Below are 23,488 nucleotides of genomic sequence, written 5' to 3' on the forward strand. Positions count from 1 at the left end.
GGGGGTGTGTGCGAGTCCTGCCCCCTCCCACAACCCCCCCCCACGACGGGTGGTCAGCGGCGGAAGCCGAAGCGGCGGCGGGCGACCAGGTCCATGAGCTCCGTGTAGGTGCGGTCGACCTCGCGCTCGTAGCCCTCCAGCCGGGCGGGCTGGGCGTCGGGGTCGGGGCGGGGGAAGGGGCGGACCGTCATCCACGGCTCCGCCCACAACGCCTCCAGCGCCGACTCCCAGTGCAGCTCCACGGAGAAGCGGGTCAGGGCGGCGCGCTCGCCCACCCGCCGCATGCGCGCGTCGATCTTGGCCAGCGCCTGTTCGAGGCGGGTCGCGCGCAGCTCGTCCTGCCGTCGGACCGCGTCGACCGCCTCGTCGATCCCGCTCGCGATGCGGCGGTACGCGGCGGCGGGCGACTCGGGCTGGTCCGGCGTGCTCATGCGTCCCCCTCCAGCGACCCCGGCACGATCACGACCTCGGGCCGGGCGTGCACGGCCCGGTCGAAGAACAGCCCGCGACCCGGGCGCGGGGCCCAGGTGGTGCCCAGCCCCGGAGCCAGGGCGCCCAGCTCGGAACCCTGGACGTCGAGCCCGATCCAGGCGCCGACGTCGTCGACCCCGGCCGAGAGGGTCAGCAGCTGCCGCAGCCGGGTCGCCGAGCGCCACCACCCCACGACGTGCAGCCCGACCTCCGGGCCGAACCGCAGCACCGTCCGCAGCGCCTCGGTGCCGGAGCGCTCGAGCAGCGGGTCGGCGGCGTCGGCGCCCAGGAGCAGCACGAACACCGGCCGCCGGTCGCCGGTCGCCACCCGCTCCTTCACCTCGCGCGCCAGCTCCTCGATCCGCGCGCGGATCCCGTCGAGCCCGACGGTCTCGACCTCCCGGCCGGCCAGCGCGGCGGCGGGCAGCTCCCCCACCAGCGGCGCGACGACGAACCGGGCCTCGGCCGGCGCGCTCGCCGCCAGCGCCGCCGCGGCCGCGCCGATCACCCGCAGCGCCTCGGCCGACGCCGAGGCGAGGACGGCGACGTTGCGGCCCGGCGCGTCGGGCAGCTCGACGGCCGCCGCGCTGCCCGCCATGTCGATCACCTGGCCGAGCAGGGCGCGCGGGGCACCGCCGACCGGCACCGCCGCGAGCAGGTCCCGGACGGCGGGCGACCGGGCGCCGTCGAACAGCCGGGGCGGCGGGCCCGTGTAGCGCTCGTGGGCGGCGCGCTGCACCTCGTCGAGGTCCGAACCGGCGCCGGCGTCGGGGATCCGGGCGATCTCGTTGCCGTGCTTCATCCCGGACTCGTGGTTGACGATCGCGTGCCAGCGCGGCAGGGCGAGCGCGGCGTCGTTGAGGTTGGCCAGCACGCGCCGCGCCCGGGGCAGCGCGATCCGCAGCACGAACTGCTCGAAGATCGCCGGACGGCCCCAGAAGGCCTCGATGCCGGAGACGTCCTGGCTGGCAAAGACCAGGTGGATGCCCTGCGAGCGGCCGCGCCGGGCGACGTCCTCCAGCAGGGCCGTGGCCTGCCGCGTGACCTGGTCCTTCTCCGCGAACAGGTACTGGAACTCGTCGACCACCGCGACGATCCGCGGCCAGTGCCCGTGCGGGTCGGCGCGGCGCAGCTCCTCGAGCTTGGTCACCTCGAAGGACTTGGCGGCCTCCGCGCGGCGGCGCATCTCGTCGGCGAGGAACTGCAGCAGCGCCAGCCCGAACTCGCGGTCGGTGTTGACGTTGATCCCGATCAGCTGGGCGTGCGGCAACCAGCTGGCGTCCCGGCGACCGGGCGCGAACTGGGCGAAGGACACGCCCTCCTTGAAGTCGAGCAGGTAGAAGTGCAGCTCGTCCGGGTCGTACCGGGCGGCCATCGACCCGATCATGGCCAGCAGCAGGTTGGTCTTGCCCGACCCGCTCGGCCCGCCGATCAACGCGTGCGGGGAGGCGTCGTCGAGCGCGAGCTCCACGTGCATGCCGTCGGTGAAGCCGATCGGGGCGCGGATCCCGGACTCCGAGGTCAGCCGGCCCTGCCGATCCTGCGGCAGCAGGTCCGCGAAGGTCGACACCTTGGCCCGCCACGCCTCGTGCGCGCGGACGATCGCGCTGCACGCGTCCGTGACCTGCTGGCGGGGCAGCGGCGGATCCGGCTCCACCCGCACGTGCTGGCCCGTCATCGAGCACCGCACGCCGTGTCGGGTGAACCGCACGGACTCGACGGGCGCGGCGACGGTCACCGGGACGTCGAGCATCACGAGGTGGATCCCGCAGGCCAGGCCGCTGCGCGCGATCCGCTGCAGCTGCCGTTGCTGGTCCTCGGGCAGGGCGGTCCGGTTGCCCGCCAGCACCACCACGACCCACGGCTCGCTGCGCCGGCCCTCGTGCGCGGCGTGCGCCCGCAGCGACGGGAAGCCGCCGACCAGCACCCGGCTGTGCACCTTGCGGATCCGCTCGGACAGCTCGTCGAGCAGGTCGCCGAGGCGGTTCGGGTCGTGCGAGGTGACCAGGCCGGTGCGGGCGAGCGGGTAGAGCGCGGGCATCAGCCCGTACTGGCCGACGTCCCAGACGTCGACGGTGAGGATGCCCGGCCGGAAGCACGCGAGCATGCGCATCAGCAGCTGCTCGACCAGCGCCTCGGCGGCGGGCCGGGACTCCGGCACGGAGTCGATCCGCAGGTGGGACTCGTCGAGCAGGGGCAGGGCGACGGGGAACGCGTCGCCGATCTCCAGGTGCCCCGCGCCGATCCGCCACAGCTCCGGGTGGTCCTTGACGCCCTCGTTGCGCAGCAGGTCCGTGCCCGACGCGTCCGGGTCCGCTGCGCGCACCACCTCGTCGAGCCATGCCGTGCCGCGCGCGCCCGCCGGACCGGGGGCGGCGTCGGCGACGACGTCGGCGAGGGCCCGCGGCCCGTCCGGCAGCCAGCCGGAGAGCCCGGCCAGCCGGTCCCGCTCGGCCCGCTCGACGGCCGCGGCGAGCACGGGCGAGCGGAAGGCCGGCGCCAGGGACGGGTCGGCGCGCACGGCCGCGACGCCCTCGCGGCGCAGCCACAGCTCGAACATGGCCTCGGCCTGCGCCCGGACGGCCGACTCGCGCTGCCGCGCGGCCGCGCCGAGGGCACGCGCGGCGGCCGCGTGGAACGCGTCGAACGCGGCCGTGACGCGGTCCCGGCGCGCCTTCCTCCCCGGTGCCACGACTACAGCCGACCGCCCAGGTCGGCGACCGCGTCGCCCGCCAGGCCCACCGTCGCCACCAGCTCGTCGACCTCCTCCCGCGCCTTCTCCAACGCCGCCACCGGCAGGTCGGCGCCGGTCCGCTCGGTGAGGTCGGCCAGCAGCGCGGCGGCCTCGCCCAGCCGCTCGGCCGCACGCTCCGCGTGGGCGCGAGCCTCGCCGGTGGCACCGCCGACGCCCTCCAGCGCGGCGCGCAGTTCGCCGATGCTCACTCGGGAATCCTCCGGTCGGGGCGCACCCCCGTCACAGCCGGGCGGCGACGCCCTCGGCCGCCTCGATCGCCGCGTTGATGGCCTGCTGGACGTCGTCGATCTTGCTGGCCGCCTCGGCGTAGTACGCGTTGGCCTGCTCGACGTCGCTCTGCGAACTGCCCTCGGTCACCTGCTGCAGGGCGCGCTGGGCCTCCTCGATGCTGGAGCGCGCCTGGTCCAGCGCCCCCATGCTCTCCGAGGCCTTGTCGTTGGCCTGCGCGATGCCGTCCCTGACCTCTTCGATGCTCGCCACGGCCGCTTCTCGCCTCTCTCGTCGAACCCCGTTACGACGGTAACGGCGGAAACCTACAGCGCGCACCCGGGCACGATCGGTGAGCCCGGTCGCAGCCAGGCGCTGCGGGACGGACCGGACATCTTTACCGTTCCCCCGTACGGGGTCGCTGGAGTCGCCGAGGGCAGGAGGTCGCCGTGAGTACACAGCCGGGAGTCGACCGGACCGCGGAGCTCACACCACCCACCGGCGTCGGGGCGAAGGTCCGGCAGGTCGGCCCCGGGCTCCTGGCCGCCGCGACCGGCGTCGGCGCGGGCGACCTGGTGGCGACGATGGTCGCGGGCGCCCGGTTCGGCACGGTGCTGCTGTGGGCGGCGATCCTCGGCACCGTCCTCAAGCTCGCGCTCGGCGAGGGCGTCGGCCGCTGGCACCTCGCCTCCGGGACCACCCTGCTCGACGGCTGGCGGCGGCTCGGGCGGTGGGCCACCGTCTTCTTCGGCGTCTACATCGTGGTGTGGGGCTTCGTGTACGGCGCGACGGCGATGTCCGCGGTCGGGCTGCCGCTCAACGCCCTCTTCGGCGGGCTGTCCGTGCGGTACTGGGCGATGATCGCCGGCGTCGTCGGGCTGGTGCTGGTCTGGACGCAGCGCTACGCCTTCTTCGAGAAGTTCATGACGGTGCTCGTGCTGATCAAGTTTTGCACCGTGGTCGCGGTCGCCGTGCTGGTCGCGCCCGACCTGGGGAACCTCGCGTCGGGGCTGGTCCCGCGGCTGCCCGAGGGCTCGACGATCTACGTGCTGGGCCTGATCGGCGGCGTCGGCGGCACCATCACGATGGCCGCCTACGGCTACTGGATGTTCGCCAAGGGCTGGCGGGGCACCGGCTGGCTGTCGATGATGCGGCTGGACAACGCCGTCGGGTACGTCATGACCGGCATCTTCGTGATCGCGATGCTGGTCGTCGGCTCCACCCTGCTGTTCGGGCAGAACCTCACCGAGTCGGACAGCGGCCTGCTCACGCTGGGCACCGCGCTCGACGAGCGCTACGGCGCCTGGGCCCGGATCCTCTTCCTGGTCGGGTTCCTGGCCGTGACCTCGACGTCGCTGCTCGGTGTGTGGAACGGCGTCTCGTTCATGTTCGCCGACTGGACGCGGGCGATCCGGCTGCCGCACGGCAAGGCGGCGGAGACGGCCACGAGCGTCGAGCGGTTCGCGTCGGGCGAGACCGAGCGGTCGCTGCCCTTCCGCGGCTACCTGCTGTGGCTGACGCTCCCGCCGATGGCCCTGTTGTTCATCGACAAGCCGTTCGGCCTCACGCTCGTCTACGGCGTGCTCGGCTCGGTCTTCATGCCGTTCCTGGCCGTCACGCTGATGCTGCTGCTCAACTCGAAGCGCGTCACCGGCAACGGCCGCTCGGGGTGGCTGTCGAACCTCTTCCTCGGCGCCGCCTCCGTGCTGTTCCTGGCGCTGCTCGTGACGGACCTCGTGAACCGGTTCTAGATCATCCCGAGCAGCATCACGGCCATCGACGTGGCCATGACCAGGTGCGCGACGGCCGCGGCCTGCGGGGCGCGCACCGCGGCGAGCCGGCCCTCGACCACCGCCCCGCCGTGTCCGCAGCTCGCCATGTCGACCATCGGCGGGGCGATCTCGGCGGGCACCCCCGCCGGCACGGGCTCGGCGAGGGCCGTCCGGGCCCGGCGGGCCGCGGCGAAGCGGTCCCCGCACCGCATGACATGCCAGGCGAAGTAGCCGGCCAGCACGATCGCGACGACCGAGGTCCAGGCGGCCGGGCCCGCCGCGGTGTGGTGGGCGTGCGCGCCGCCCGGCGCCGCCCGCTCGCCCAGGCCGAGGGAGAGCATGAACAGCATCGCGACCCCGCACACGACGTGGTGCCCGGCGTCGTCGGACGAGGGGCCGGTGCGCAGGGCGACCGCCGCGAACCAGGCCGCGCTCAGGCCGAAGGCGGCGATCCACATTGCGGCCGGGACGGGGTCGCCGACGGGCGAGAACATCGCCGCCATCCCGAACCCCATCACGGCGTGTGAGGCCTCCCCGGCGACCGGGCGGCCGTCGCGCCGCGCGGTGGCGAGGCGGACGAGGTGCAGCAGCCCGAGGCCGAGCGACACACAGGCGAGGAGGGCGTTGAACCAGGCCATGGAAAGGTCGACTCCCTCGCTCGTGCGGACTCATCGGTCGCCGGGAGCGTAGGCAGATCGGAGCAGAGGAATCCATACCGTGCACGGGTACCCACAGGGGGTGACGACGGCAGGTCAGGCGCCCGATCCTCCGCCGGGGCCCGGGACCGTCCGGATCGTCGCCATCATCGCCATGTCCTCGTGCTCGAGGTTGTGGCAGTGCAGCACGAACCGGCCGGCGTAGTCGGTGAACCGCACCGCGACGTCCACGATCTCCCCCGGCCGCAGGTCCACCGTGTCCTTCCACCCGGCGTCGGACGGCCCGGGGCCGCGGCCCCCGCGCGCGAGGACCTGCACCGGGTCGAGGTGCACGTGCACGGGATGGTGGACGTCGGTGCGGAAACGCCAGGTCTCGGTCGTGCCGAGCGGGACGTCGGCCAGCGAGCCGTCGGGGTCGAAGGACCGGTCGTTGATCGTCCAGCCGGAGTGGTCCCCGACCGCGCCGCGGCGGAACACGAACTCGCGGCGCACCGGCCCCGGAACCAGGGGCTCGATCTCGGACAGCACGGCCGGCACGGCGCTGTCGTCGCGCGCGGCGCGGACGACCCGGAACCGCAGCACGTCGCGGGTCGGCCCGGTACCCAGCAGGTTGACGACCGTGACCTCGGTGCCGACGGGGACGCGCCCGAGGTCCACGACGACATCGCACCGCTCCCCCGGCGCGAGGTCGACGGTCGGCCGCTCGACGGGCGCGGCGAGCAGGCCGCCGTCGGAGCCGATCTGGGTGACCGGGAGGTCGGGCGCCCCCGGTACCTGGAAGGCCAGGGAGAAGCGGCGGGCGTTCGCGCCGTTGAGGATCCGGAGCCGGTGCCGGGCCGCGTCGACCTCGGCAACAGGCCACGGCGCACCGTTGACCAGCACGACGTCGCCCAGCACGCCCTCCGTCCACGCGGCCTCCACGCCCGGGACGCGGCGCAGGCTGCGGTCCAGGCTCGGGTAGGCGAACCGGCCGTCGACGTCGAACGACCGGTCGCAGAGCACGAGCGGGATCTCGCGGTCGCCCCGCGGCAGCGGCAGGGCCGCCTCGACGTCGTCCCGGACCAGGTGCAGGCCCAGCAGCCCGCGGTGGACGGCCGGACCGGTGAAGTCCATGCGGTGGTCGTGGTACCAGAGCGTGGCCGCGCGCTGGGTCATCGGATAGTGGTGGTCGCGGGTGCCGACGGCCAGGTCGCCGGGCATGCCGTGATGCTGCGGCGGCGTAGCCCCGGCGGGGAGCAGCAGGTCCAGCGGCCAGCCGTCGGAGTCGGCCGGGGTGTGGCCGCCGTGCAGATGCGTGACGGTCGGGACCGGCAGGTCGTTCCGGTGCCGGACGACGACCGGACGGCCCGTCCGCGTCTCCAGCGTCGGCCCGGGAAGGGTGCCGTCGTAGCCCCAGACGGTGGTGCGGACGCCGGGCAGGATCTCGACCTCGGCCGCGCGCTGGGTGATCTCGTACAGGTCGGCGGTGGTGCCGTCGGGGAGCGTGAGGGTGCCGGTCGGACGCGCGGTGTGGGGGCGTGGCAGCGGGACCCGGTACGGCGTCGGCAGGGGTCGCTCGCTGCGGAGCACCTCGCCGGTCTGGCCGGGTGGGGTGTCGACGCCGAGGGTTCCGCAGCCGGAGAGGGCGGCGCTCCCGGCCGCCGCGGCCAGGGCGCCGAAGAAGGTGCGGCGGGTGAGTGTCGAGTGCCTCATCCCCGGCTGCCGAGGGTGTGAGTGGTGGGCACGGCCGCGCGCGGGGCGGTCATCGCCGGCCCCGGCGGGCGGCGGGGGTCCAGACCCAGGCGGCGAGCAGGATCGACACCGTCACGACCAGCACCCCGAGCGGGACGTGCAGGTTCAGCTGCCGGGCGTACCCGAACCCGACCTGCAGGCCCTCCGCGAAGAACAGCACCACGGTCGCCGGCAGCACCCACCACCGTCCGCGGCCGACCAGGACGTACGCCGCCGCACCCGCGATCAGCACCAGTCCGAGCGCTGCCAGAGCAGAGCCGACGGTTCCGTGCACCGCGATCGCGTCGACATCGCCGGACAGGTACAGCCCGGCCAGCAGCGGCTGGGCCAGCACCGCGAGCACGTGCAGCGTCAGCAGTACCCGCAGCGTCCACAGCGTCGCGCGCGGCCGGTGGATGCCGGGCAGCCTTACGGGGCCCGGCGCCCGCTCCGGGCCGGGAAGGGTGGTGTCCACGCCTGGGACGCTAGAAATCCCGCGCGCCCCCGGGATCCGGGACGAACCCCGGCCCCTCCCTGAGCGCGCCGGTCAGGGTCTCGGGGTGGTAGCCCGAGCCCCGGACCTCGCGCTCACCGCCGGCAAGGCCGTTCATCGTGATCAAGGGCGGAAGGGTGCCGGTGGAGCACCCCTCGCCCTCGATCACGTCGAGCCCGGCGGGCGGGCAGCGGACCTACTCCCCCACCCGCACCTCGTCCCCCGCGCGAACCGTCCCACCCTGAACGACCTCGGCGTACACCCCTGCGCAGGGCAGGAGGCCGAAGCCGGGGACCTCGACCCGGCGGGCGAGGAGCGGGCGGACCGCGTCGGGGGCGCGGCCGAGGGAGCCGTGCTCCAACGTCGGGACCGAGCAGCGCGGGGTGGGCAGGGTGGCGCGCAGGCGCACCTCGCCGAGGGTGATCTCGGTGCCCGGCCAGTCGTTCTCCGCGAAGGGCGGATACCCCTCGGGGGTGTGGATGACGACGTTGGGCCGGTACCGGATCGCCTCCGCCGCGCCGACGCCGATCGCGTCGAGCGTGGCGGTGGTGATCAGGTGCACCGGCGAGTGGTCGACGAAGGCGCCGCCCGGGGTGCCCTGCGCGATCTCGAGGATCGCGTAGTCCACCTCGGCGTCGACGCCCTCGGCGAGCACGTCGACCGGGTCCGGCCGCTCGACCTCGGCGCCCTCGGGACGCTTCCCCGCCATCCGGACCCGCCGCCCGAGCAGCGCGGACAGCTCCTCGTCGGCCGCCGAGGCGTCGAGCGAACGACCGTCCGGCAGGGTGACCCGCACGCCGTCGGTCGCGGTGGCGGAGCGGCACTGCAGCAGCCGCCGCCAGCGCCGCGGGTGCTTGGCCGTGGCCACCCGGCCGGTCTCCTCGTCGAGGAGCGCGAACCGGCGGTCCCCGGCGACGCCGAGCGGACCGACCGCGATCTCCGCGACCGGCTCGCCCAGCATCGACTTGACCGGATAGCGGTAGAGGGCGGCGACGGTGCCGGCCGTCATCGTCAGAGACCCTGCTGCGCGAGCCAGTTCTTGGCGACCGTGCCGACGTCGGGCTTGTCCGCGCCGTTGAGGGTGCGGTTGAGCTCGATGAGGCCCTCGGTCGTCAGCTTGGCCTGGACCGCGTTGAGCGCCTGCTTGACCGTGTCGTTGGCCTTGCTCGAGTTGATCAGCGGCACGACGTTCTGCGCGGCGAAGTTGTTGCCCGGGTCGCCGAGCACCACGAACCCGCTGTCCTCGATGGTCGGGTCGGTGGTGAACAGGTCGGCCGCCTGGACGGTGCCGTCCTTGAGCGCGGCGACGGTCAGCGGGCCGCCGGTGTCGAGCGCCTTGAACTCCTTGAACTTCACGCCGTAGGTCTTCTCGATGCCGGGGATCCCGTCGGGCCGGGTCTGGAACTCGGACGGGCCGCCGAACGACGCCTGGGCGGCGATCGGGGCGAGGTCGCCGATGTTCTTCAGGTTGTTCTGCTGGGCGTACTCGCCGGTGACGACGACGGCGTCCTTGTTCTCGGCCGCCGCCTTGTCGAGCACGGTGAGCGGCGCCGGGACTGCCTTCTGCAGGGCCGCGTAGACGGCGTCGCCCTCGGTCTCGGTGGCGTTCTTGTTGATGTACTGCAGCAGCACGCCGGTGTAGTCCGGGATGAGGTCGATGGAGCCGTCGGTGAGCGCCGGGAAGTAGACCTCGCGGCTGCCGATGTTGAAGTTCCGCTCGACCTTCACGCCCTTGGCCTCGAGGGACTGGGCGTAGATCTCGGCGAGCACCTGGTTCTCCGGGAAGTCCGCGGAGCCGATGCGGACGGTGTCCGACGCGGCCGGGGCCTGGCTGTTGCCCGACGCCAGCGGGTCGTTCGAGCCCCCGCCGCCGCCACAGGCGCTCAGCCCGAGGACCAGGGCCGCACCGGCGGCGACGAGGGTGAGGGGACGGGAGAGTTTCACGGTTCGGCTCCTGCGGGCTCTCGGGTAGGAACGGGGTCGGGGTTCGCGGGCTCGGGGGCGGGACGCCCGACGGTGGCGGTGGGCGAGCGGCGGCCGCCGCCGCGCAGCCCGGGGGAGACGACCGCGCGCTGCAGCAGCGCGAGCAGCCCTTCGACGGCGAGCGCGAGGACGGCCACCAGGACCGCGCCGGCCGCCATCTGCGGGTACTCGCGGGTGCGCAGCCCGTCGATCAGGAAGCGGCCGAGGCCGCCGAAGCTCACGTACGCGGCGACGGCTGCGGTCGCGATGACCTGCAGCGCCGCGCTGCGGAACCCGCCGAGGACCAGCGGGAGCGCGTTGGGCAGCTCGACCTTGGTCAGCACCTGCCACTCGCGCATCCCCATGCCGCGCGCCGCGTCGACCGCGCCGGGGTCGACGTTGCGCACGCCGGAGTAGGCGCCGGCCAGCAGCGGCGGGACCGCGAGCACGGCGAGCGCGAGGGTGACCGGGAGCAGCCCGATCCCCATCAGCAGCACGAGCAGGGTCAGCAGGCCGAGCTCGGGCAGCGCGCGCAGCCCGTTGGCGGTGCCGACGATCAGGAAGCCGCCCTTGCGCGAGTGCCCGACCAGCGCCCCGATCGGCAGGGCGACCACGGCGCCGAGCGCGAGGGCGAGGACCGAGTACCAGAGGTGCTCGACGAGCCGGGCCGGGATGCCGGCGGGCCCGCTCCAGTGCGCGGGGTCGGCGAGCCAGGAGAAGAGGGCGTTCACGCGTTCGCCCCCGCCCGGGTCCAGGGCGTGCTGACCCGCCCGATCAGCACGAGCATCCCGTCGACGACCAGCGCCAGCAGCAGGATCAGCACGATGCCGGTGAGGATCTCCAGCGGGAAGTTGCGCTGGTAGCCCTCGGTGAACAGCTGCCCCAGCCCGCCGACGCCGATCAGCGCGCCGACCGACACCAGGCTGATGTTCGACACCGCGGCCACCCGCAGCCCCGCGATCAGCACCGGCACCGCCAGCGGCAGCTCGACGGAGACGAACCGCCGGCCCGGCCGGTACCCCATCGCGGTGGCCGCGGCGACGACCATCGACGGGACGGCGCCGAGCGCGTCGGCCACCGAGCGGACCAGCAGGGCGACGGTGTAGATCGTGAGCGCGACGACGACGTTGAGCGGGTCGAGGATGCGGGTGCCGATGATCGCCGGCAGCACGATGAACAGCGCCAGCGACGGGATCGTGTAGAGCACGCTGGCCGCGGGCACGAGCACCGCGCGCAGCGCCCGGTTCCCGGCGGCGGCCCAGCCGATCGGGACGGCCAGCACCAGCCCGATCAGCACCGGGACCAGCGCGAGGACCACGTGCTCGCCCAGCAGCTCGCCCAGCATGCCGAGGTTGCGTGGGATCCAGTCCCAGACCATCAGGCAGCCTCGTCCGCCCGGGAGGCGGCGAGCGCCCGCAGCACGTCGTCGGCGCTCAGCGCGCCCGCGACGCGACCGTTCCCGTCGACCGCGACCCCGCGGCCCGACGGCGAGGACAGCGCGGCGTCGAGCGCGCTGCGCAGCGAGCCCGACCCGACCTCGTACAGCGACCCGCCCGGCAGGACGGCCGACTCCTCGACCGTCCCCTCGCCGTTCACCCAGCCGACCGGGCGGCCGTCGGCGTCGGCCACGAGCGACCAGCCCACGGGCGCCGGCTCGCCGACGCGCACGGTGGGCAGCTCGGCGAGCGGCAGCTCGTCGGACAGGAAGCCCAGCTTGCGGTAGCCGCGGTCGCGGCCGACGAACCCGTCGACGAACCCGTCCGCCGGACGGTCGAGCAGCACGCCCGGCTCGTCGTACTGCGCGAGGACGCCGCCGGTGCGGAACACCGCGACCTTGTCGCCGAGCTTCACGGCCTCGTCGATGTCGTGGGTGACGAACACGATCGTCTTGCCCAGCTCGCCCTGCAGCCGCAGCAGCTCCTCCTGCAGGCTCTCCCGGACCACCGGGTCGACCGCGCTGAACGGCTCGTCCATCAGCAGCACGGGCGGGTCCGCGGCGAGCGCGCGGGCCACGCCGACGCGCTGCTGCTGGCCACCGGACAGCTGGGCCGGGTAGCGGGCGGCCATCTCCGGCGCCAGGCCCACGACCTCCATCAGCTCGTCCGCCCGCGCCCGCGCCCTGCGCTTGTGCCAGCCGAGCAGCAGCGGGACGGTGGCGATGTTGTCCCGGATCGTCTTGTGCGGGAACAGCCCCGCCTGCTGGATCACGTAGCCGATGCCGCGGCGCAGCTCCGCGGGGTCGCCGGCCATCACGTCCCGGCCGTCGACGGTGATCGTGCCCTCGGTCGGCGTGACCATCCTGTTGATCATCCGGAGCGACGTGGTCTTGCCGCAGCCGGAGGGCCCGACGAAGACGGTCACCTTCCCGGCCTCCACCGTCAGGTCCAGCCCGTCGACCGCGACGGTCCCGTCCGGGAACCGCTTCGTCACGCCGCGGAACTCGATCACGCGGGGTTTCCCCTCGTCCCGGCGCCCGCCTTCCGGCCGCCATGGTGCGACGAGGCTATCCGGAGGCACCGACAGGGGCGAGCCGGATGACCAAGTGTGATCGCCCCGCGACCCGTCCGGTCATTCGGCGGTCAGGCTCCCACGGACCGGGCGGGGGTCGGCAGCCGGCCGTCGGCGAGGACCCGGTGCAGGTCCTGCGGCGGCAGCGGCCGGGAGAACAACCAACCCTGGTAGGCGTCGACGCCGAGGCCGCGGAGCACGTGGAACTGCTCGGCCGTCTCGACCCCCTCGGCCACCGTCGTCCGGCCCATCGCGCGGGCCATGTCGACGACGGCGCGGGCGACCGCGAAGTCCGCCGGGTCGGACCCCACGCCGGTGACGAACGCCCGGTCGACCTTGACCGTCTGGGTGGGCAGCTCCTTGAGCCGGGCCAGCGAGGAGTAGCCGGTGCCGAAGTCGTCGACGGCGAACCGGACACCGCGCGCGGTGAGCTCGGCCATGACCTCGCGCGCGGCCCGGGGCAGCGCGACCAGGCTGGTCTCCACCAGCTCGAGGATCAGCCGGTCCCAGGGCAGGCCCGAGGCGGAGACGATCCGGGTCACCTCGTCGAGGAACCCCGGCTCGCTGGGCAGCAGGCCCGCGAGGTTCACGGCCACCGCGGCGCGCCCGGGCCAGGTCGCGGCCTCGTTGACCGCGGTCCGCAGCACCCACAGGTCGAGGTCGCGCAGCATGCCGGCGCGCTCGGCGACCGGCAGGAAGTCGCCCGGCGGGATCATCCCGCGCTCCGGGTGCGGCCAGCGGACGAGCGCCTCCGCGGAGAGCACCGAGCCGTCCGGCCCGACGACGGGCTGGTACTGCAGCGTCAGCCGGTCCTCGGTCAGCGCGGCGCGCAGCTCGCCCTCCAGCTCGAGCTGCCGGTCGGCCGAGCCCACGACGGCCGGCGACGCGGTGGCGACCCCGCCCCGGTCCGTGCGCTTGGCCTCGTGCATCGCGACCTCCGCGTAGCGCAGCAGGTCACCGGCCTCGACGGGCCCGTCCGGGCGGGCGTCCGGGGTCGCGACGCCGACGGTGGCGGTGAGCTGCACCGGCCGCCCCTGCACGCTGAGCGTGCCGCCCATGAGCTCGGCGACGGTGCGGGCCAGGGCCTCGGGGCCGCCGGTCAGGGCGTGGTCGGCGCAGATGACGACGAACTCGTCCCCGGCCAGCCGGGCCGGCGTGCAGCCGACGGGCAGCTCCCGGCGCAGCCGCGTGGCCGTGGTGACCAGCAGCTCGTCGCCCGCCTCGTGGCCGAGGGAGGAGTTGACGCGGGCGAAGTCGTCGAGGTCGCCGCAGACCACGGCGACCCGGTCCCCGTCGGGCCCGGCGAGCAGGTCGGCGACGAGGTCGAGCGCGGCCGCCCGGTTCGGCAGCCGGGTCAGGACGTCGACCGCGGTGCCTGCCTCGCGCTGCGGCGCGGCCGGGGCGATCTCGGTGGCCACGACCAGCCAGAACGGGTCCCCGTCGTCGGACGTCGAGGCGGTGACGGCGAGCGCGACGGTCACCCGGGTGCCGTCGCCCCGCAGCAGCGTGACGGCCGAGAGCCGGTAGCCGTGCCCGCCGCCGGTCGGGATGCGGCGCAGCCAGCCGGGCAGGACCGCCGGCGCGGCGTCGGGCTGCGGTTCGGCGTCGGCGGTCAGGTCGAGCGCGGTGCGGCCGCGCAGCTCCGCCAGCGGCCGGCCGAGCAGCGCGCAGAAGGCCTCGTTGGCGTCGGCGAGCCGGCCGGCGGCGTCGAACAGGCCGACGCCGTCGGGCACCGTGGAGAGCAGGTCGGCGAAGCGCCGCGCGGAGTACCGGCCGCCCTCGGCGAGCCGCTGCGCGGTCACGTCGCGCACCATCCCGGCCAGCCGGACGGGCAGGCCGTCGGGACCGCGCTCCACGCCGGCCCGGCAGCTGAGCACCCGGTCCCCGGGCAGCCGCAGCTCGACGTGGTGGTCGGACGCCCCCGAGCCGGTGCGCAGGGCCCGGCAGAGCGCCGCCACCTGCTCGCCCTCGACCGGTCCGTGCGGACCGTCCGGGACCACGCCGACGTCCCGGTACAGCTCCTCGAGCGAGGAGCTGCGCCGGAAGGTGGCCGTGGCCAGCTCGAACGTCCAGGTGCCGACGCGGGCGAGCCGCTCCAGCTCGGCGGTCCAGCGCCGGTCGCCGCGGTCCCGCTCGCCCAGCTCGACGAGGACGACGGTGTGCAGGTCGCCCGGCAGGTCCCAGCGGACCGCGCGCACCCGGACCGTGGAGCCGTCCGCGCGCAGCAGGCGGGCGTCGGCGTCGGGCCCGTCGAGCAGCCGGTCCAGCCGCAGGCCCAGCGGGTCCGCCGGCCGGCCCGCGAGCTGCAGGAAGGCGTCGTTGACCCGGAGGATCCGGTCCGCGCCGTCGCACACCACGGCGGGCGCTGCCGGCAGCGGCACGACGTCGATCCTCTCGCCGAAAAGGGCCGACGGCGGCAGGGCCGCGGTGCCGAAGGCGACGTCCCGCAGCGCCGGCGGCACCGACGGCAGGCCGCCCGGGTCGGTCGTCCCCGGCTCGAGCGGGAGCGCGTGCGGGCCGCTGATCTGCTCGGGCGGGGCGACGAGCTGCACCGCGCCGGGATCGGTTCGCACCTCGGGCTCGCCCGGCTCCTCGCGCTCGGGCAGGGAGCGGCCGAGGGAGCCCGACGCCGGGCGGCGGGTCTGGCCCGGCACCTGGCCGCCGGACGGCGCGGAGATCGCCCGGGCGAGGCGGTCGGCGAAGCGGGCCTGCTCGGGCCGCGGCGCGACGTTGTCCGCCCGCCGGCGGTCGAGCCGGCGCACCGGGCCGGGCAGGTCGGGCCCGGAGTGCCCCCCGCCCGACGGACCGACGTCGTACCCGTCCTCGACCGGGTCCGGGGCGGCCCCGTCGGGGACGCCCGACCGGGCAGGCTCGTCCGCCGCCTCGCCGCGCCCTCCGAAGCCGCTCACCCGCGCCCCCCACGTGCTCGCCGTGTGTTCCGGGGCCCGGGAGGCCCCCGTCACGGAGCACAACGAGCGACTGCTCCACTCGATCCGGGGACACCGCTCGAACGGAGTACTCCGACCCGAGTGAGTTACGGCACTTGGCCACACTCTCCGTGATCAGGTCGACCAAGCGGCGGAAGAACGCCAGGTAGCGCCCCTACCGGTGCTCACCCGCGGTCACACCAGCGGCCGGATCGCGGCGGGCGGCCTCGGCCACGGCGGCCGCCACCTCGGGCGCGACGCGCGGGTCGAAGGGGCTGGGGACGATCCGGTCGGGCGCGAGGTCGTCCGCGGCCACCGAGAAGATCGCGTTCGCGGCGGCCAGCTTCATGCCCTCGGTGATCCGGCGGGCTCCGGCGTCGAGCGCCCCGCGGAACACCCCGGGGAAGGCCAGCACGTTGTTGATCTGGTTCGGGAAGTCGCTGCGCCCGGTGGCGACGACCGCGGCGTACCGCGCGGCGATCTCCGGGTGGACCTCCGGGTCCGGGTTGGACAGCGCGAACACGAAGGGGTCCGGTGCCATCGTGGCCAGGATCTCCTCGGGCAGGGTCGCGCTGGAGAGCCCGACGAAGACGTCGGCGCCGCGCAGCGCGTCGGCCAGGCCGCCGGTGACCCCGCGCGGGTTCGTCTCGGCCGCGAGCTCGGCCTTGATCCCGCCGCGGGCGGCGTCGACCACCCCGCGGGAGTCGAGCACGACGACGTCCGCGGCGCCGGCCGCGACCAGGATCCGGGAGCAGGCCACGCCCGCGGCCCCGGCGCCGGAGACCACGATCCGCAGCGAGGACAGCGGGCGGCCGGTGGTGGCGCAGGCGCCCTGCAGGGCGGCGAGCAGCACGATCGCGGTGCCGTGCTGGTCGTCGTGCATGACCGGGCAGTCGAGGCCCTCGACCAGCCGGCGCTCCAGCTCGAAGCAGCGCGGGGCGGCGACGTCCTCGAGGTTGACCGCGCCGAAGCTCGGGCGCAGCCGGACCAGGGTCTCGACGATCTCGTCGACGTCGGTGGTGTCGAGGACCAGCGGGATGGAGTCCAGCCCGCCGAAGGTCTTGAACAGCGCCGACTTGCCCTCCATCACCGGCAGCGACGCGCGCGGACCGATGTCGCCGAGGCCGAGGACGGCGGTGCCGTCGCTGACCACCGCGACCAGCCGGTCGGTCCAGGTGTAGCGGCGGGCCAGCGCGGGCTCGGCGGCGATCGCGCGGCTGACCTCGGCGACGCCCGGGGTGTAGGCGATGGCCAGGTCGCGGGCGTCCCGCAGCGGCGCGGACAGGCCGGTGGCCAGCTTGCCGCCCTCGTGCGAGGCGAAGATCTCCTCGCGGGTGGGGGCGGACGTGGGCAGGTCCGAGGACAGAGTGCGCTCCGGGGAAACGGTCATGGCAGGACTCCGGTACGGGTGCGGTGGACGCTCGCGCGCGTCCCTACTCGCCGTGCACCGGGGGCAGGGTCTCGCCGGATCGGTGCCGGACGGCCCCCTCGCCGCGGCCCCGCGGGATGCGGCGGGGGATGCGAGGGATCGGCTGTCGGGTACTGGCTGACGACCGTACCTCAGAGGCGCCGGGGTCGGGGCCACAACCGCCGCGTGACGACGGCCACGACCTCGGCCGGACCGAGCGTGCGGGAGTCGGTGGACCCGAACGGGTTGTCGCCCTCCACCCACCACAGCGCGCCGTCGGGCCGTACCGCGCGTTTCACCGACAGCTGCTCGGGCCGGGCGGGCCAGCGCACCAGGACCACGTCACCCGGCCGGGCGGACCGGCCGAACCGGGCCAGCACGACGTCGTCGTCGGACAGGGTGGTGGACATGGAGGGACCGCGGACGGTCACCGCGCGCCACCCGCGGTGATGCCCTGTGACCCGCTTCCGGAACACCGTCCCACCACACCTTCCGGCCTGCTGGCCCCCCGCCCCCGGGAGTAGGGTCGGGCACGCCAGAACGATCACCACCAGGGAGGACCCATGCGGCTGTCCCGCATTCTCCGCCCGCGGCTGGAGGCCACCGCGCACTGCGACCTCCCCTGCGGCGTGTACGACCCTGCCCAGGCGCGCATCGAGGCCGAGTCGGTCAAGGCCATCCAGGAGAAGTACCAGGGCAACGACGACCCGGTCTTCCGCGAGCGGGCCATCGAGATCAAGGAGCAGCGCTCCGACCTCGTGAAGCACCACCTCTGGGTGCTGTGGACGGACTACTTCAAGCCGCCGCACTTCGAGAAGTACCCGGAGCTGCACGAGCTGTTCAACAAGGCCACCAAGAAGGCCGGTGGTGGCCCCGGCGGCACCAAGTCCTCGGTCGACCCGAAGGACGGCCAGGAGCTGCTGGACTACATCGCCCAGATCGACAAGATCTTCTGGGAGACCAAGCAGGCTGCCTGAGCCTCGCGCGGGAAGCGGCGCTGACCAGCGGGGATCGCTCCCCGTGGGTCAGCGCCGCTGTGCGTCCCGGCGGGTCATGGCGAGCGGCGTCAGCGCCGAACCCCTCGGCGACTCCCCACAGCCGGCGGGCCGGATCCGTAGGCTGCGCCCGTGATCGAACCGGCGCACCTCGGGCACACCCGCGACGGCTACGACGCGATCGCACGGTCCTACGCGGAGACGTTCCGCTCCGAGCTCGACGACAGCCCGCTCGACCGCGCCGTGCTAGCCGGCTTCGCCGAGATCGTGGCGGACCGGCACCCGGACGGCCGGCTTCTCGAGGTCGGCAGCGGGCCCGGCCACGTGGCCGCGCACCTGCGCGAGCTGGGGCTGGCGATCCGCGGGATCGATCTCTCCGCGGCGATGGTCGACCTCGCCCGTCGCGAGCACCCGGACGTCGCGTTCGACGTCGGCGACATGGGCGCGCTCGACGCGCCCGGCGGGAGCCTCGCGGGCCTCGTCGCCTGGTACTCGATCATCCATGTGCCCCCGGCACACCTGCCCGCGGTGTTCGCCGAGTTCCACCGTGTGCTGGACGAGGGAGGCCACCTCCTGGTGGCCTTCCAGGTCGGGGACGACGTCCTGCACTTCGACGAGGCCTTCGGCCACCGGGTCTCGCTGGACTTCCGGCGACTCCGACCCGACGCGGTCGCCGCCCTCCTCGACGAGGCCGGGTTCGACCTCGTCGCGACGCTCGTCCGGGCGCCCGCCCCGGCGAGCGCCGCCACGAAGATCCCGCAGGCGTCCCTCATCGCCTGCAAGCGCCCGACGGCCGCCGGCTGAACCGGACCTCGCCGCCGCCTCCCTCAGCTCTGGCCGCCCTCGCCGACCTGTCGCGAGCGTTCCAGGCCCTGGCGCATCGGTTCTACGCGCGGGCCGTGCGGCGTGGGCAGGGTCGACACAACCGGGACTCGGCGGAGGGTGTGGGCTTGCCGGACCGCCTACCGTGGGTCGCCGGGGTTCGACAGCGCCGTCGGCCGAGGGGACGCGATGGAACGCGACGAGGAGTTCTGGACCACGAGCGGCGAGGCCGACGCGGTCACGGACGAGTGGCGCGACATGCTCTCGGCCACGCACCTGCCGTGGACGGTGTCGGTCCCGGTGGACGCGGGTCCGCCCGGGTTCACGGCGTCGGCACGGCGCTGGTGGATCGACGACCTCGCGCTGGTCGACTGCGAGTGCGGCCCGTGCTCCGGCACCCGGACCCGCCGCGAGCTGGCCCGGACCGACGGCGAGTTCGTCGTCGTCCTGATCACCCTGGCCGGGCAGGAGACGGTGGCCCAGAACGACGCCGAGGCCTGTCTGAAGCCCGGTGACGCGGTGGCGTGGGACAGCACCCGGCCCGCCCGGTTCGCCGTGTGGGAGCCGCTGGCCAAGCGCAGCCTGCTCATCCCCCGCGCGGCGCTGGAGGAGGTGTCCGGCCGGGCACCGATGTCGGGCGGGGTGCGGCTCGACGGCGGCAAGCCGGCCACCCGGCTGCTCACGTCGTACCTGGACACGTTGCGCACGTCGTTGCCCGAGCTCGACCAGGGCGCGATCAGCGCGGCCCGCAACGCCACCCTGGAGCTGTTCATCGGGGCGCTGCGGTCCGGGAGCGGCGTCCCGGCGACCTCGATGGCCCAGCCGGCGCTGCGGGCGCAGATGGACCGCTACATCGAGCGGCACCTGCTCGACGCGGTGACCGCGCAGGACCTCGCCGCCGCGCACGGGGTGTCCGTGCGGACGGTCAACCGGATCTTCAACGCCACCGGTCAGACCGTGGGCGAGGTCATCCGCGTGCGCCGGCTGGCCCGGGCCCGCGAGGAGCTCACCGAGTCCGACCGCCCGATCTCCGCCATCGCGCACCGCTGGGGCTTCTCGGACACGAGCCACTTCAGCCGGTCGTTCAAGGCCCGGTACGGCGCCTCGCCGAGCGACTACCGCAGCGCGGCGCACCTCGACCGGGCCGGTGGCGCGCCCGTGCAACGACCTGTCGCAGCAGTTCATCGCGCCGGCGCCGGCCGTCGGGAGACTGGGGTCACAGCGGTCCAGGGCTGAGCCGGCGCCCCGCGCGAGCGCCTCCCGGGGCCGCCCCACCCGACCCGGAGGAGTCCCGATGGCTCGACGCGACGTGGAGTTCGACGCCGAGGGCGTGACGCTGCGCGGCTGGTTCTACCCCGCGGAGGGGGCCGCGGGCCCCGCCCCGACGATCGTCCTCTCGCACGGCTTCTCGGCCGTGAAGGAGATGTACCTCGACAAGTACGCGGAGCTGTTCTCCGCGAACGGCCTCAACGCGCTGGTCTACGACAACCGCAACTTCGGCGACAGCGACGGCACCCCGCGCCAGGAGATCGACCCGTGGGCGCAGGTCCGCGACTACCGGCACGCCATCACCTACGCGACGACGCTGCCCGAGACCGACGCCACCCGCATCGGCGTCTGGGGGTCGAGCTACTCCGGCGGGAACGTCCTGGTGGTTGCCGCGATCGACCGGCGGGTGAAGGCCGTGGTCAGCCAGGTCCCGCTGGTCAGCGGCTACGACAACGTGCGCGCCCTGGTCCGCGCCGACTTCCTCGACGGGTTCCGCCAGCAGTTCGACCAGGACCGGCTCGCCCGCTTCCGGGGCGACCCGCCCGCCATGGTGCCGGTCGTCGCCGAGGACCCGCTGGCGCCGTCCGCGCTGCCGACCCCGGACTCCTGGCAGTGGTTCACCGAGACCGGCAAGACCCGGGCCCCGAACTGGTCGAACGAGGTCACGCTGCGCAGCGTGGAGATGCTCGCCGAGTACAACCCGGTCGACTACATCTGGCAGATCAGCCCCACCCCGCTGCTGCTGCTCCCGGCGCAGAACGACGTCCTCACCCCCACCCACCTGGCGATCGCCGCCTTCGAGAAGGCCCGCGAGCCCAAGCGCCTCGAGATCCTGCCCGGGGGCCACTTCGACGCCTACGTCGAGGGCTTCGAGGCCTCCAGCAACCCCGCGCTGGCCTGGTTCGTGCAGCACCTCGCGCCCTGATCACCCCGGACCACGTCACGAGAGGACCTCCCGGACATGGGCAAACTGCAGGACAAGGTCGTCGTCGTCACCGGCTCCAGCTCCGGCAACGGGCGGGCCATCGCGCTCGCGCTGGCGGCGGAGGGTGCCTCCGTCGTCTGTTCCGACATCCGGCGCGAGGCCCGCGAGGGCGGCTACGAGGGCGACATCCGCACCCCGACCGACGACGTCATCCGCAGCCGCGGCGGCAAGGCCGAGTACGTCGAGGCCGACGCGGCGGACTACGCCGCGGTCGAGAACCTGGTGAACTCCGCGGTCAGCAGCTTCGGCCGGCTCGACGTCATGGTGAACAACGCCGGCATCTTCACCGGCCTGCACACCATCGTCGACGAGACCGAGGACGAGTACGACCGCACCATGGCGGTCAACGGCAAGAGCGTGTGGCTGGGCTGCAAGTTCGCCATCCGCCAGATGCTGATCCAGGAGCCGGTCGACGGCTCCCGCGGCCGGGTCGTGAACATCGCGTCGATCGGTGGCCTGGTCGGGCTCGCCGCCGAGCCGGCCTACTGCGCCGCCAAGGGCGCGGTGGTCAACCTGACCCGCCAGCTCGCCGTCGACTTCGCCCCGGAGCGGATCAACGTCAACGCCATCTGTCCGGGCTTCCTCGCCACCGCGATGGTCCGCCCGTTCCTGGACGACCCGGAGCTCAACGAGGTCCTCCACTCGAAGTCCCCGTGGCCCGAGCTGGGCACCGCCGAGGACGTCGCCAAGGCCGCGGTCTTCCTGTCCTGCGACGACTCCCGCTGGGCCACCGGATCGATGGTCACCATCGACGGCGGCTACACCGCACCCTGACCCGTTCGGAGAGGAAGGCACGTCATGGCCCGTCTACAGGACAAGGTCGTCGTCGTCACCGGCTCCGCGTCCGGCTTCGGTCGCGGCATCGCCGTCGCGTGCGCCCGGGAGGGCGCGAGGGTCGTGGTCTCGGACGTCCACGAGAAGCCCAACACCGGCGGGTTCGAGACCGACGGGAACCTCACCACGGTCGAGGCCATCGAGAAGGCCGGCGGCCGGGCCGTCTACGTGGGTGCCGACGTCACGAGGTCGGACCAGGTCGCGAACCTGGTCGCCCGGACCGTCGAGACGTACGGCCGGCTCGACGTGATGGTCAACAACGCCGGGGTCTACCGGAACGGGAAGCGCCTGCACGAGTTCAGCGAGGAGGACCTCGACGTCTGCTTCGACGTCAACGCCAAGGGCACCTTCTTCGGCGCGCAGGAGGCGATCAAGCAGTTCCTCGCGCAGGGCGACGGCGGCGTGATCATCAACCTCGTCTCCACCGCCGGCCTGCAGGGCCACCCCAACCAGTCGGTCTACAACATCTCGAAGGGTGCGCAGGCCAATCTGACCCGGTGCCTGGCGATCGAGTACGGCCAGGACAAGATCCGCGTCAACGGCATCTGTCCCACCTACGCGAAGACCTCGCTGACCCGCGAGCTGTTCGACGACAAGGACTTCGACCAGGTCTTCACCGAGTCCATCCCGCTCAAGCGGTGGGGCGAGGTCGACGACATCGCGAACCTCGCGGTGTTCCTGGCCAGCGACGAGTCCAGCTACATCCACGGGGACCTGATCAAGGTCGACGGCGGGGAGACCCTCTGCCGCTACTCCGTCTGAGCCGATCCGCTCCTCGCCGGCCGGTCGGTGGTGCTCCCCGTCCCCGGGGCGTCACCGATCGGCCGGCATCTGCGTGCGACGGTCTGGTGCACCCGGGCGAGGTGGACGAGACTGGACGGCGGGCCCTGCGAGTGGTCGGAGGTCGTCATGGCGCGCGAACCCGACGAGCCGCCCCGCGACACCGTGCCGGAGCCCGATCCGCCACGGCCACCGCTGATCCGCCGGGCGCTCGGCGGCGGGTGGCGGGAGATCGGCGCGCTGCTGTTCGTGCTGGCCCTCGTCGCCGTCGCGGTGGCGATGTGCCGGTACGTCCCGGGGTGAGACGGGGGCGGGCTCGCTGCTGAACCCGGCCGGGGCCGGGTCGGGAGGCGAGCGCGTTCTCCGGCGGAGCGATGTCCATGGACTCGTAGATGGTGGTTCGGGAAGAAGTCACGTGCGGTGTTCTACGGACCACCCGTTGCCTCCGAACGACGCCACGGGGAGCCGGTCGTCACCGACTTCTCACCGCGTGAGGGCGTCCGCTGTGAGGGGTCAGCGGCCCGCGCGGGCACGGACGTGGGCGCGCTCGCCCTGCGTCCCGAACAGCGACAACAGCTCGACGGGCCGCTCGTCGGCGCTGCCGAACCAGTGCGGCACGTGCGTGTCGAACTCCGCCGCCTCGCCCGGCTTCAGCACCAGGTCGCGGTCGCCGAGCACGAGCCGCAGCCGGCCCTCCAGCACGTAGAGCCACTCGTAGCCCTCGTGCGTCCGCGGGTCCGGCTGCTCGTCGCGGCCGGGCGGACAGATCATCTTGAACGCCTGCAGGCCGCCCGCCCGGCGGGTCAGCGGCACGAAGGTGCGGCCGGAGCGGTGCACCTCGAGCTTCGCCGCGAACTCCTCCGCGACGCCGCGCTGGACGTAGAAGCGGTTGGCCGCCGTGCACGCCTCGCCCATGTTCCGCATCTTCGCGAGC

At 74.2% G+C, this 23,488-nt stretch carries 25 protein-coding genes; 8 read left to right on the top strand and 17 right to left on the bottom strand.

Annotated elements, in window-relative coordinates; translation table 11 throughout:
* Positions 1-53 precede the first annotated feature (53 nt).
* The 4 genes from AB0B41_RS08370 to AB0B41_RS08385 are packed head-to-tail and all read right to left on the bottom strand — an operon-like array spanning position 54 to position 3,706.
* Positions 54-431, bottom strand: coding sequence for a hypothetical protein (locus AB0B41_RS08370; RefSeq protein WP_358200428.1), 378 nt, complete (start codon positions 429-431; stop codon positions 54-56).
* Complete coding sequence (locus tag AB0B41_RS08375; RefSeq protein WP_358200430.1) at positions 428-3,163, bottom strand: FtsK/SpoIIIE domain-containing protein; 2,736 nt, start codon at positions 3,161-3,163, stop codon at positions 428-430. The genes AB0B41_RS08370 and AB0B41_RS08375 overlap by 4 nt, the downstream gene beginning before the upstream one ends.
* Before the next feature lie 2 nt (positions 3,164-3,165).
* Entirely contained in the window at positions 3,166-3,414 is a 249-nt protein-coding gene (locus AB0B41_RS08380) for a hypothetical protein (protein WP_358200432.1), read from the bottom strand.
* Between the two features lie 31 nt (positions 3,415-3,445).
* Positions 3,446-3,706 (bottom strand): hypothetical protein, encoded by a 261-nt coding sequence (locus AB0B41_RS08385; protein WP_037053182.1) that lies wholly within the window; start codon positions 3,704-3,706, stop codon positions 3,446-3,448.
* A gap of 176 nt (positions 3,707-3,882) precedes the next feature.
* Between AB0B41_RS08385 and AB0B41_RS08390 the strand changes: the two genes are divergently transcribed.
* The gene (locus AB0B41_RS08390; protein WP_358200434.1) at positions 3,883-5,184 is read left to right on the top strand and encodes an Nramp family divalent metal transporter; all 1,302 of its coding nucleotides are present in this window, start codon (positions 3,883-3,885) and stop codon (positions 5,182-5,184) included.
* Here the strand turns inward: AB0B41_RS08390 and AB0B41_RS08395 are convergent.
* From AB0B41_RS08395 to AB0B41_RS08450, 12 genes are all read right to left on the bottom strand, one after another.
* The gene (locus AB0B41_RS08395) at positions 5,181-5,843 is read right to left on the bottom strand and encodes a DUF5134 domain-containing protein (protein WP_358200436.1); all 663 of its coding nucleotides are present in this window, start codon (positions 5,841-5,843) and stop codon (positions 5,181-5,183) included. The two genes, AB0B41_RS08390 and AB0B41_RS08395, sit on opposite strands and share 4 nt — an antisense overlap.
* A 114-nt stretch (positions 5,844-5,957) precedes the next feature.
* Positions 5,958-7,553, bottom strand: a complete 1,596-nt coding sequence (locus tag AB0B41_RS08400) for a multicopper oxidase domain-containing protein (RefSeq protein ID WP_358200438.1) — start codon at positions 7,551-7,553, stop codon at positions 5,958-5,960.
* A gap of 49 nt (positions 7,554-7,602) precedes the next feature.
* Positions 7,603-8,046: a hypothetical protein gene (locus AB0B41_RS08405; protein ID WP_358200440.1), complete on the bottom strand. Its 444-nt coding sequence runs from the start codon at positions 8,044-8,046 to the stop codon at positions 7,603-7,605.
* 10 nt (positions 8,047-8,056) lie between these two features.
* Positions 8,057-8,191 carry a hypothetical protein gene (locus AB0B41_RS08410; protein WP_358200443.1) on the bottom strand — a complete coding sequence of 45 codons (135 nt, stop codon included), beginning with the start codon at positions 8,189-8,191 and terminating at the stop codon, positions 8,057-8,059.
* Positions 8,192-8,260: 69 nt separating this feature from the next.
* Positions 8,261-9,073: an MOSC N-terminal beta barrel domain-containing protein gene (locus AB0B41_RS08415; protein WP_358200445.1), complete on the bottom strand. Its 813-nt coding sequence runs from the start codon at positions 9,071-9,073 to the stop codon at positions 8,261-8,263.
* A gap of 2 nt (positions 9,074-9,075) precedes the next feature.
* A complete protein-coding gene (locus AB0B41_RS08420) occupies positions 9,076-10,008 on the bottom strand; it encodes an ABC transporter substrate-binding protein (protein ID WP_358200448.1) in 933 nt (310 codons plus the stop codon).
* The gene (locus AB0B41_RS08425; RefSeq protein ID WP_358200450.1) at positions 10,005-10,757 is read right to left on the bottom strand and encodes an ABC transporter permease; all 753 of its coding nucleotides are present in this window, start codon (positions 10,755-10,757) and stop codon (positions 10,005-10,007) included. The genes AB0B41_RS08420 and AB0B41_RS08425 overlap by 4 nt, the downstream gene beginning before the upstream one ends.
* Entirely contained in the window at positions 10,754-11,404 is a 651-nt protein-coding gene (locus tag AB0B41_RS08430) for an ABC transporter permease (RefSeq protein ID WP_358200452.1), read from the bottom strand. Before AB0B41_RS08430 ends, AB0B41_RS08425 begins: the two co-directional genes overlap by 4 nt.
* On the bottom strand, positions 11,404-12,474 hold the full coding sequence (locus tag AB0B41_RS08435) for an ATP-binding cassette domain-containing protein (RefSeq protein WP_358200455.1): 1,071 nt from the start codon (positions 12,472-12,474) through the stop codon (positions 11,404-11,406). Before AB0B41_RS08435 ends, AB0B41_RS08430 begins: the two co-directional genes overlap by 1 nt.
* A 131-nt stretch (positions 12,475-12,605) precedes the next feature.
* Positions 12,606-15,443: an EAL domain-containing protein gene (locus tag AB0B41_RS08440; RefSeq protein WP_358200457.1), complete on the bottom strand. Its 2,838-nt coding sequence runs from the start codon at positions 15,441-15,443 to the stop codon at positions 12,606-12,608.
* A 193-nt stretch (positions 15,444-15,636) separates the two neighbouring features.
* Positions 15,637-16,851 (bottom strand): NADP-dependent malic enzyme, encoded by a 1,215-nt coding sequence (locus tag AB0B41_RS08445; RefSeq protein WP_358200459.1) that lies wholly within the window; start codon positions 16,849-16,851, stop codon positions 15,637-15,639.
* A gap of 170 nt (positions 16,852-17,021) precedes the next feature.
* Positions 17,022-17,345: a S26 family signal peptidase gene (locus AB0B41_RS08450; protein ID WP_358200461.1), complete on the bottom strand. Its 324-nt coding sequence runs from the start codon at positions 17,343-17,345 to the stop codon at positions 17,022-17,024.
* A gap of 87 nt (positions 17,346-17,432) precedes the next feature.
* Here AB0B41_RS08450 and sodN point away from each other — a divergent pair, with 87 nt between their 5' ends.
* The 7 genes from sodN to AB0B41_RS08485 all read left to right on the top strand — a co-directional run bounded on the left by sodN (position 17,433) and on the right by AB0B41_RS08485 (position 22,857).
* Positions 17,433-17,846 carry a superoxide dismutase, Ni gene (gene sodN, locus AB0B41_RS08455; RefSeq protein WP_037051713.1) on the top strand — a complete coding sequence of 138 codons (414 nt, stop codon included), beginning with the start codon at positions 17,433-17,435 and terminating at the stop codon, positions 17,844-17,846.
* Positions 17,847-17,996: 150 nt separating this feature from the next.
* The gene (locus tag AB0B41_RS08460) at positions 17,997-18,668 is read left to right on the top strand and encodes a class I SAM-dependent methyltransferase (RefSeq protein ID WP_358200464.1); all 672 of its coding nucleotides are present in this window, start codon (positions 17,997-17,999) and stop codon (positions 18,666-18,668) included.
* Between the two features lie 207 nt (positions 18,669-18,875).
* Positions 18,876-19,922, top strand: coding sequence for a helix-turn-helix domain-containing protein (locus tag AB0B41_RS08465; RefSeq protein ID WP_358200466.1), 1,047 nt, complete (start codon positions 18,876-18,878; stop codon positions 19,920-19,922).
* Between the two features lie 58 nt (positions 19,923-19,980).
* Positions 19,981-20,880 carry an alpha/beta hydrolase gene (locus AB0B41_RS08470; RefSeq protein ID WP_358200468.1) on the top strand — a complete coding sequence of 300 codons (900 nt, stop codon included), beginning with the start codon at positions 19,981-19,983 and terminating at the stop codon, positions 20,878-20,880.
* A gap of 36 nt (positions 20,881-20,916) precedes the next feature.
* A complete protein-coding gene (locus tag AB0B41_RS08475; RefSeq protein WP_358200470.1) occupies positions 20,917-21,714 on the top strand; it encodes an SDR family oxidoreductase in 798 nt (265 codons plus the stop codon).
* Positions 21,715-21,738: 24 nt separating this feature from the next.
* A complete protein-coding gene (locus AB0B41_RS08480) occupies positions 21,739-22,536 on the top strand; it encodes an SDR family oxidoreductase (protein WP_358200472.1) in 798 nt (265 codons plus the stop codon).
* A gap of 147 nt (positions 22,537-22,683) precedes the next feature.
* Positions 22,684-22,857: a hypothetical protein gene (locus AB0B41_RS08485; RefSeq protein WP_358200474.1), complete on the top strand. Its 174-nt coding sequence runs from the start codon at positions 22,684-22,686 to the stop codon at positions 22,855-22,857.
* A gap of 210 nt (positions 22,858-23,067) precedes the next feature.
* On the opposite strand, the gene AB0B41_RS08490 is transcribed toward AB0B41_RS08485, so the two are convergent.
* Positions 23,068-23,488, bottom strand: a 421-nt coding sequence (locus tag AB0B41_RS08490) for a cupin domain-containing protein (protein WP_358200476.1), incomplete at its 5' end; no start/stop codon positions are given.

The organism is Pseudonocardia sp. NPDC049154, from assembly GCF_040648315.1.
In the GTDB taxonomy this organism is placed as follows: Bacteria; Actinomycetota; Actinomycetes; order Mycobacteriales; family Pseudonocardiaceae; genus Pseudonocardia.

Coding starts and splice junctions, on each gene's coding strand:
- sodN (WP_037051713.1), top strand. CDS start 17,433: ATGCGGCTGTCCCGCATTCTCCGCCCGCGGCTGGAGGCCACCGCGCAC.
- AB0B41_RS08475 (WP_358200470.1), top strand. CDS start 20,917: ATGGGCAAACTGCAGGACAAGGTCGTCGTCGTCACCGGCTCCAGCTCC.
- AB0B41_RS08430 (WP_358200452.1), bottom strand. CDS start 11,404: ATGGTCTGGGACTGGATCCCACGCAACCTCGGCATGCTGGGCGAGCTG.
- AB0B41_RS08465 (WP_358200466.1), top strand. CDS start 18,876: ATGGAACGCGACGAGGAGTTCTGGACCACGAGCGGCGAGGCCGACGCG.
- AB0B41_RS08485 (WP_358200474.1), top strand. CDS start 22,684: ATGGCGCGCGAACCCGACGAGCCGCCCCGCGACACCGTGCCGGAGCCC.
- AB0B41_RS08445 (WP_358200459.1), bottom strand. CDS start 16,851: ATGACCGTTTCCCCGGAGCGCACTCTGTCCTCGGACCTGCCCACGTCC.
- AB0B41_RS08415 (WP_358200445.1), bottom strand. CDS start 9,073: ATGACGGCCGGCACCGTCGCCGCCCTCTACCGCTATCCGGTCAAGTCG.
- AB0B41_RS08400 (WP_358200438.1), bottom strand. CDS start 7,553: ATGAGGCACTCGACACTCACCCGCCGCACCTTCTTCGGCGCCCTGGCC.
- AB0B41_RS08395 (WP_358200436.1), bottom strand. CDS start 5,843: ATGGCCTGGTTCAACGCCCTCCTCGCCTGTGTGTCGCTCGGCCTCGGG.
- AB0B41_RS08370 (WP_358200428.1), bottom strand. CDS start 431: ATGAGCACGCCGGACCAGCCCGAGTCGCCCGCCGCCGCGTACCGCCGC.
- AB0B41_RS08480 (WP_358200472.1), top strand. CDS start 21,739: ATGGCCCGTCTACAGGACAAGGTCGTCGTCGTCACCGGCTCCGCGTCC.
- AB0B41_RS08470 (WP_358200468.1), top strand. CDS start 19,981: ATGGCTCGACGCGACGTGGAGTTCGACGCCGAGGGCGTGACGCTGCGC.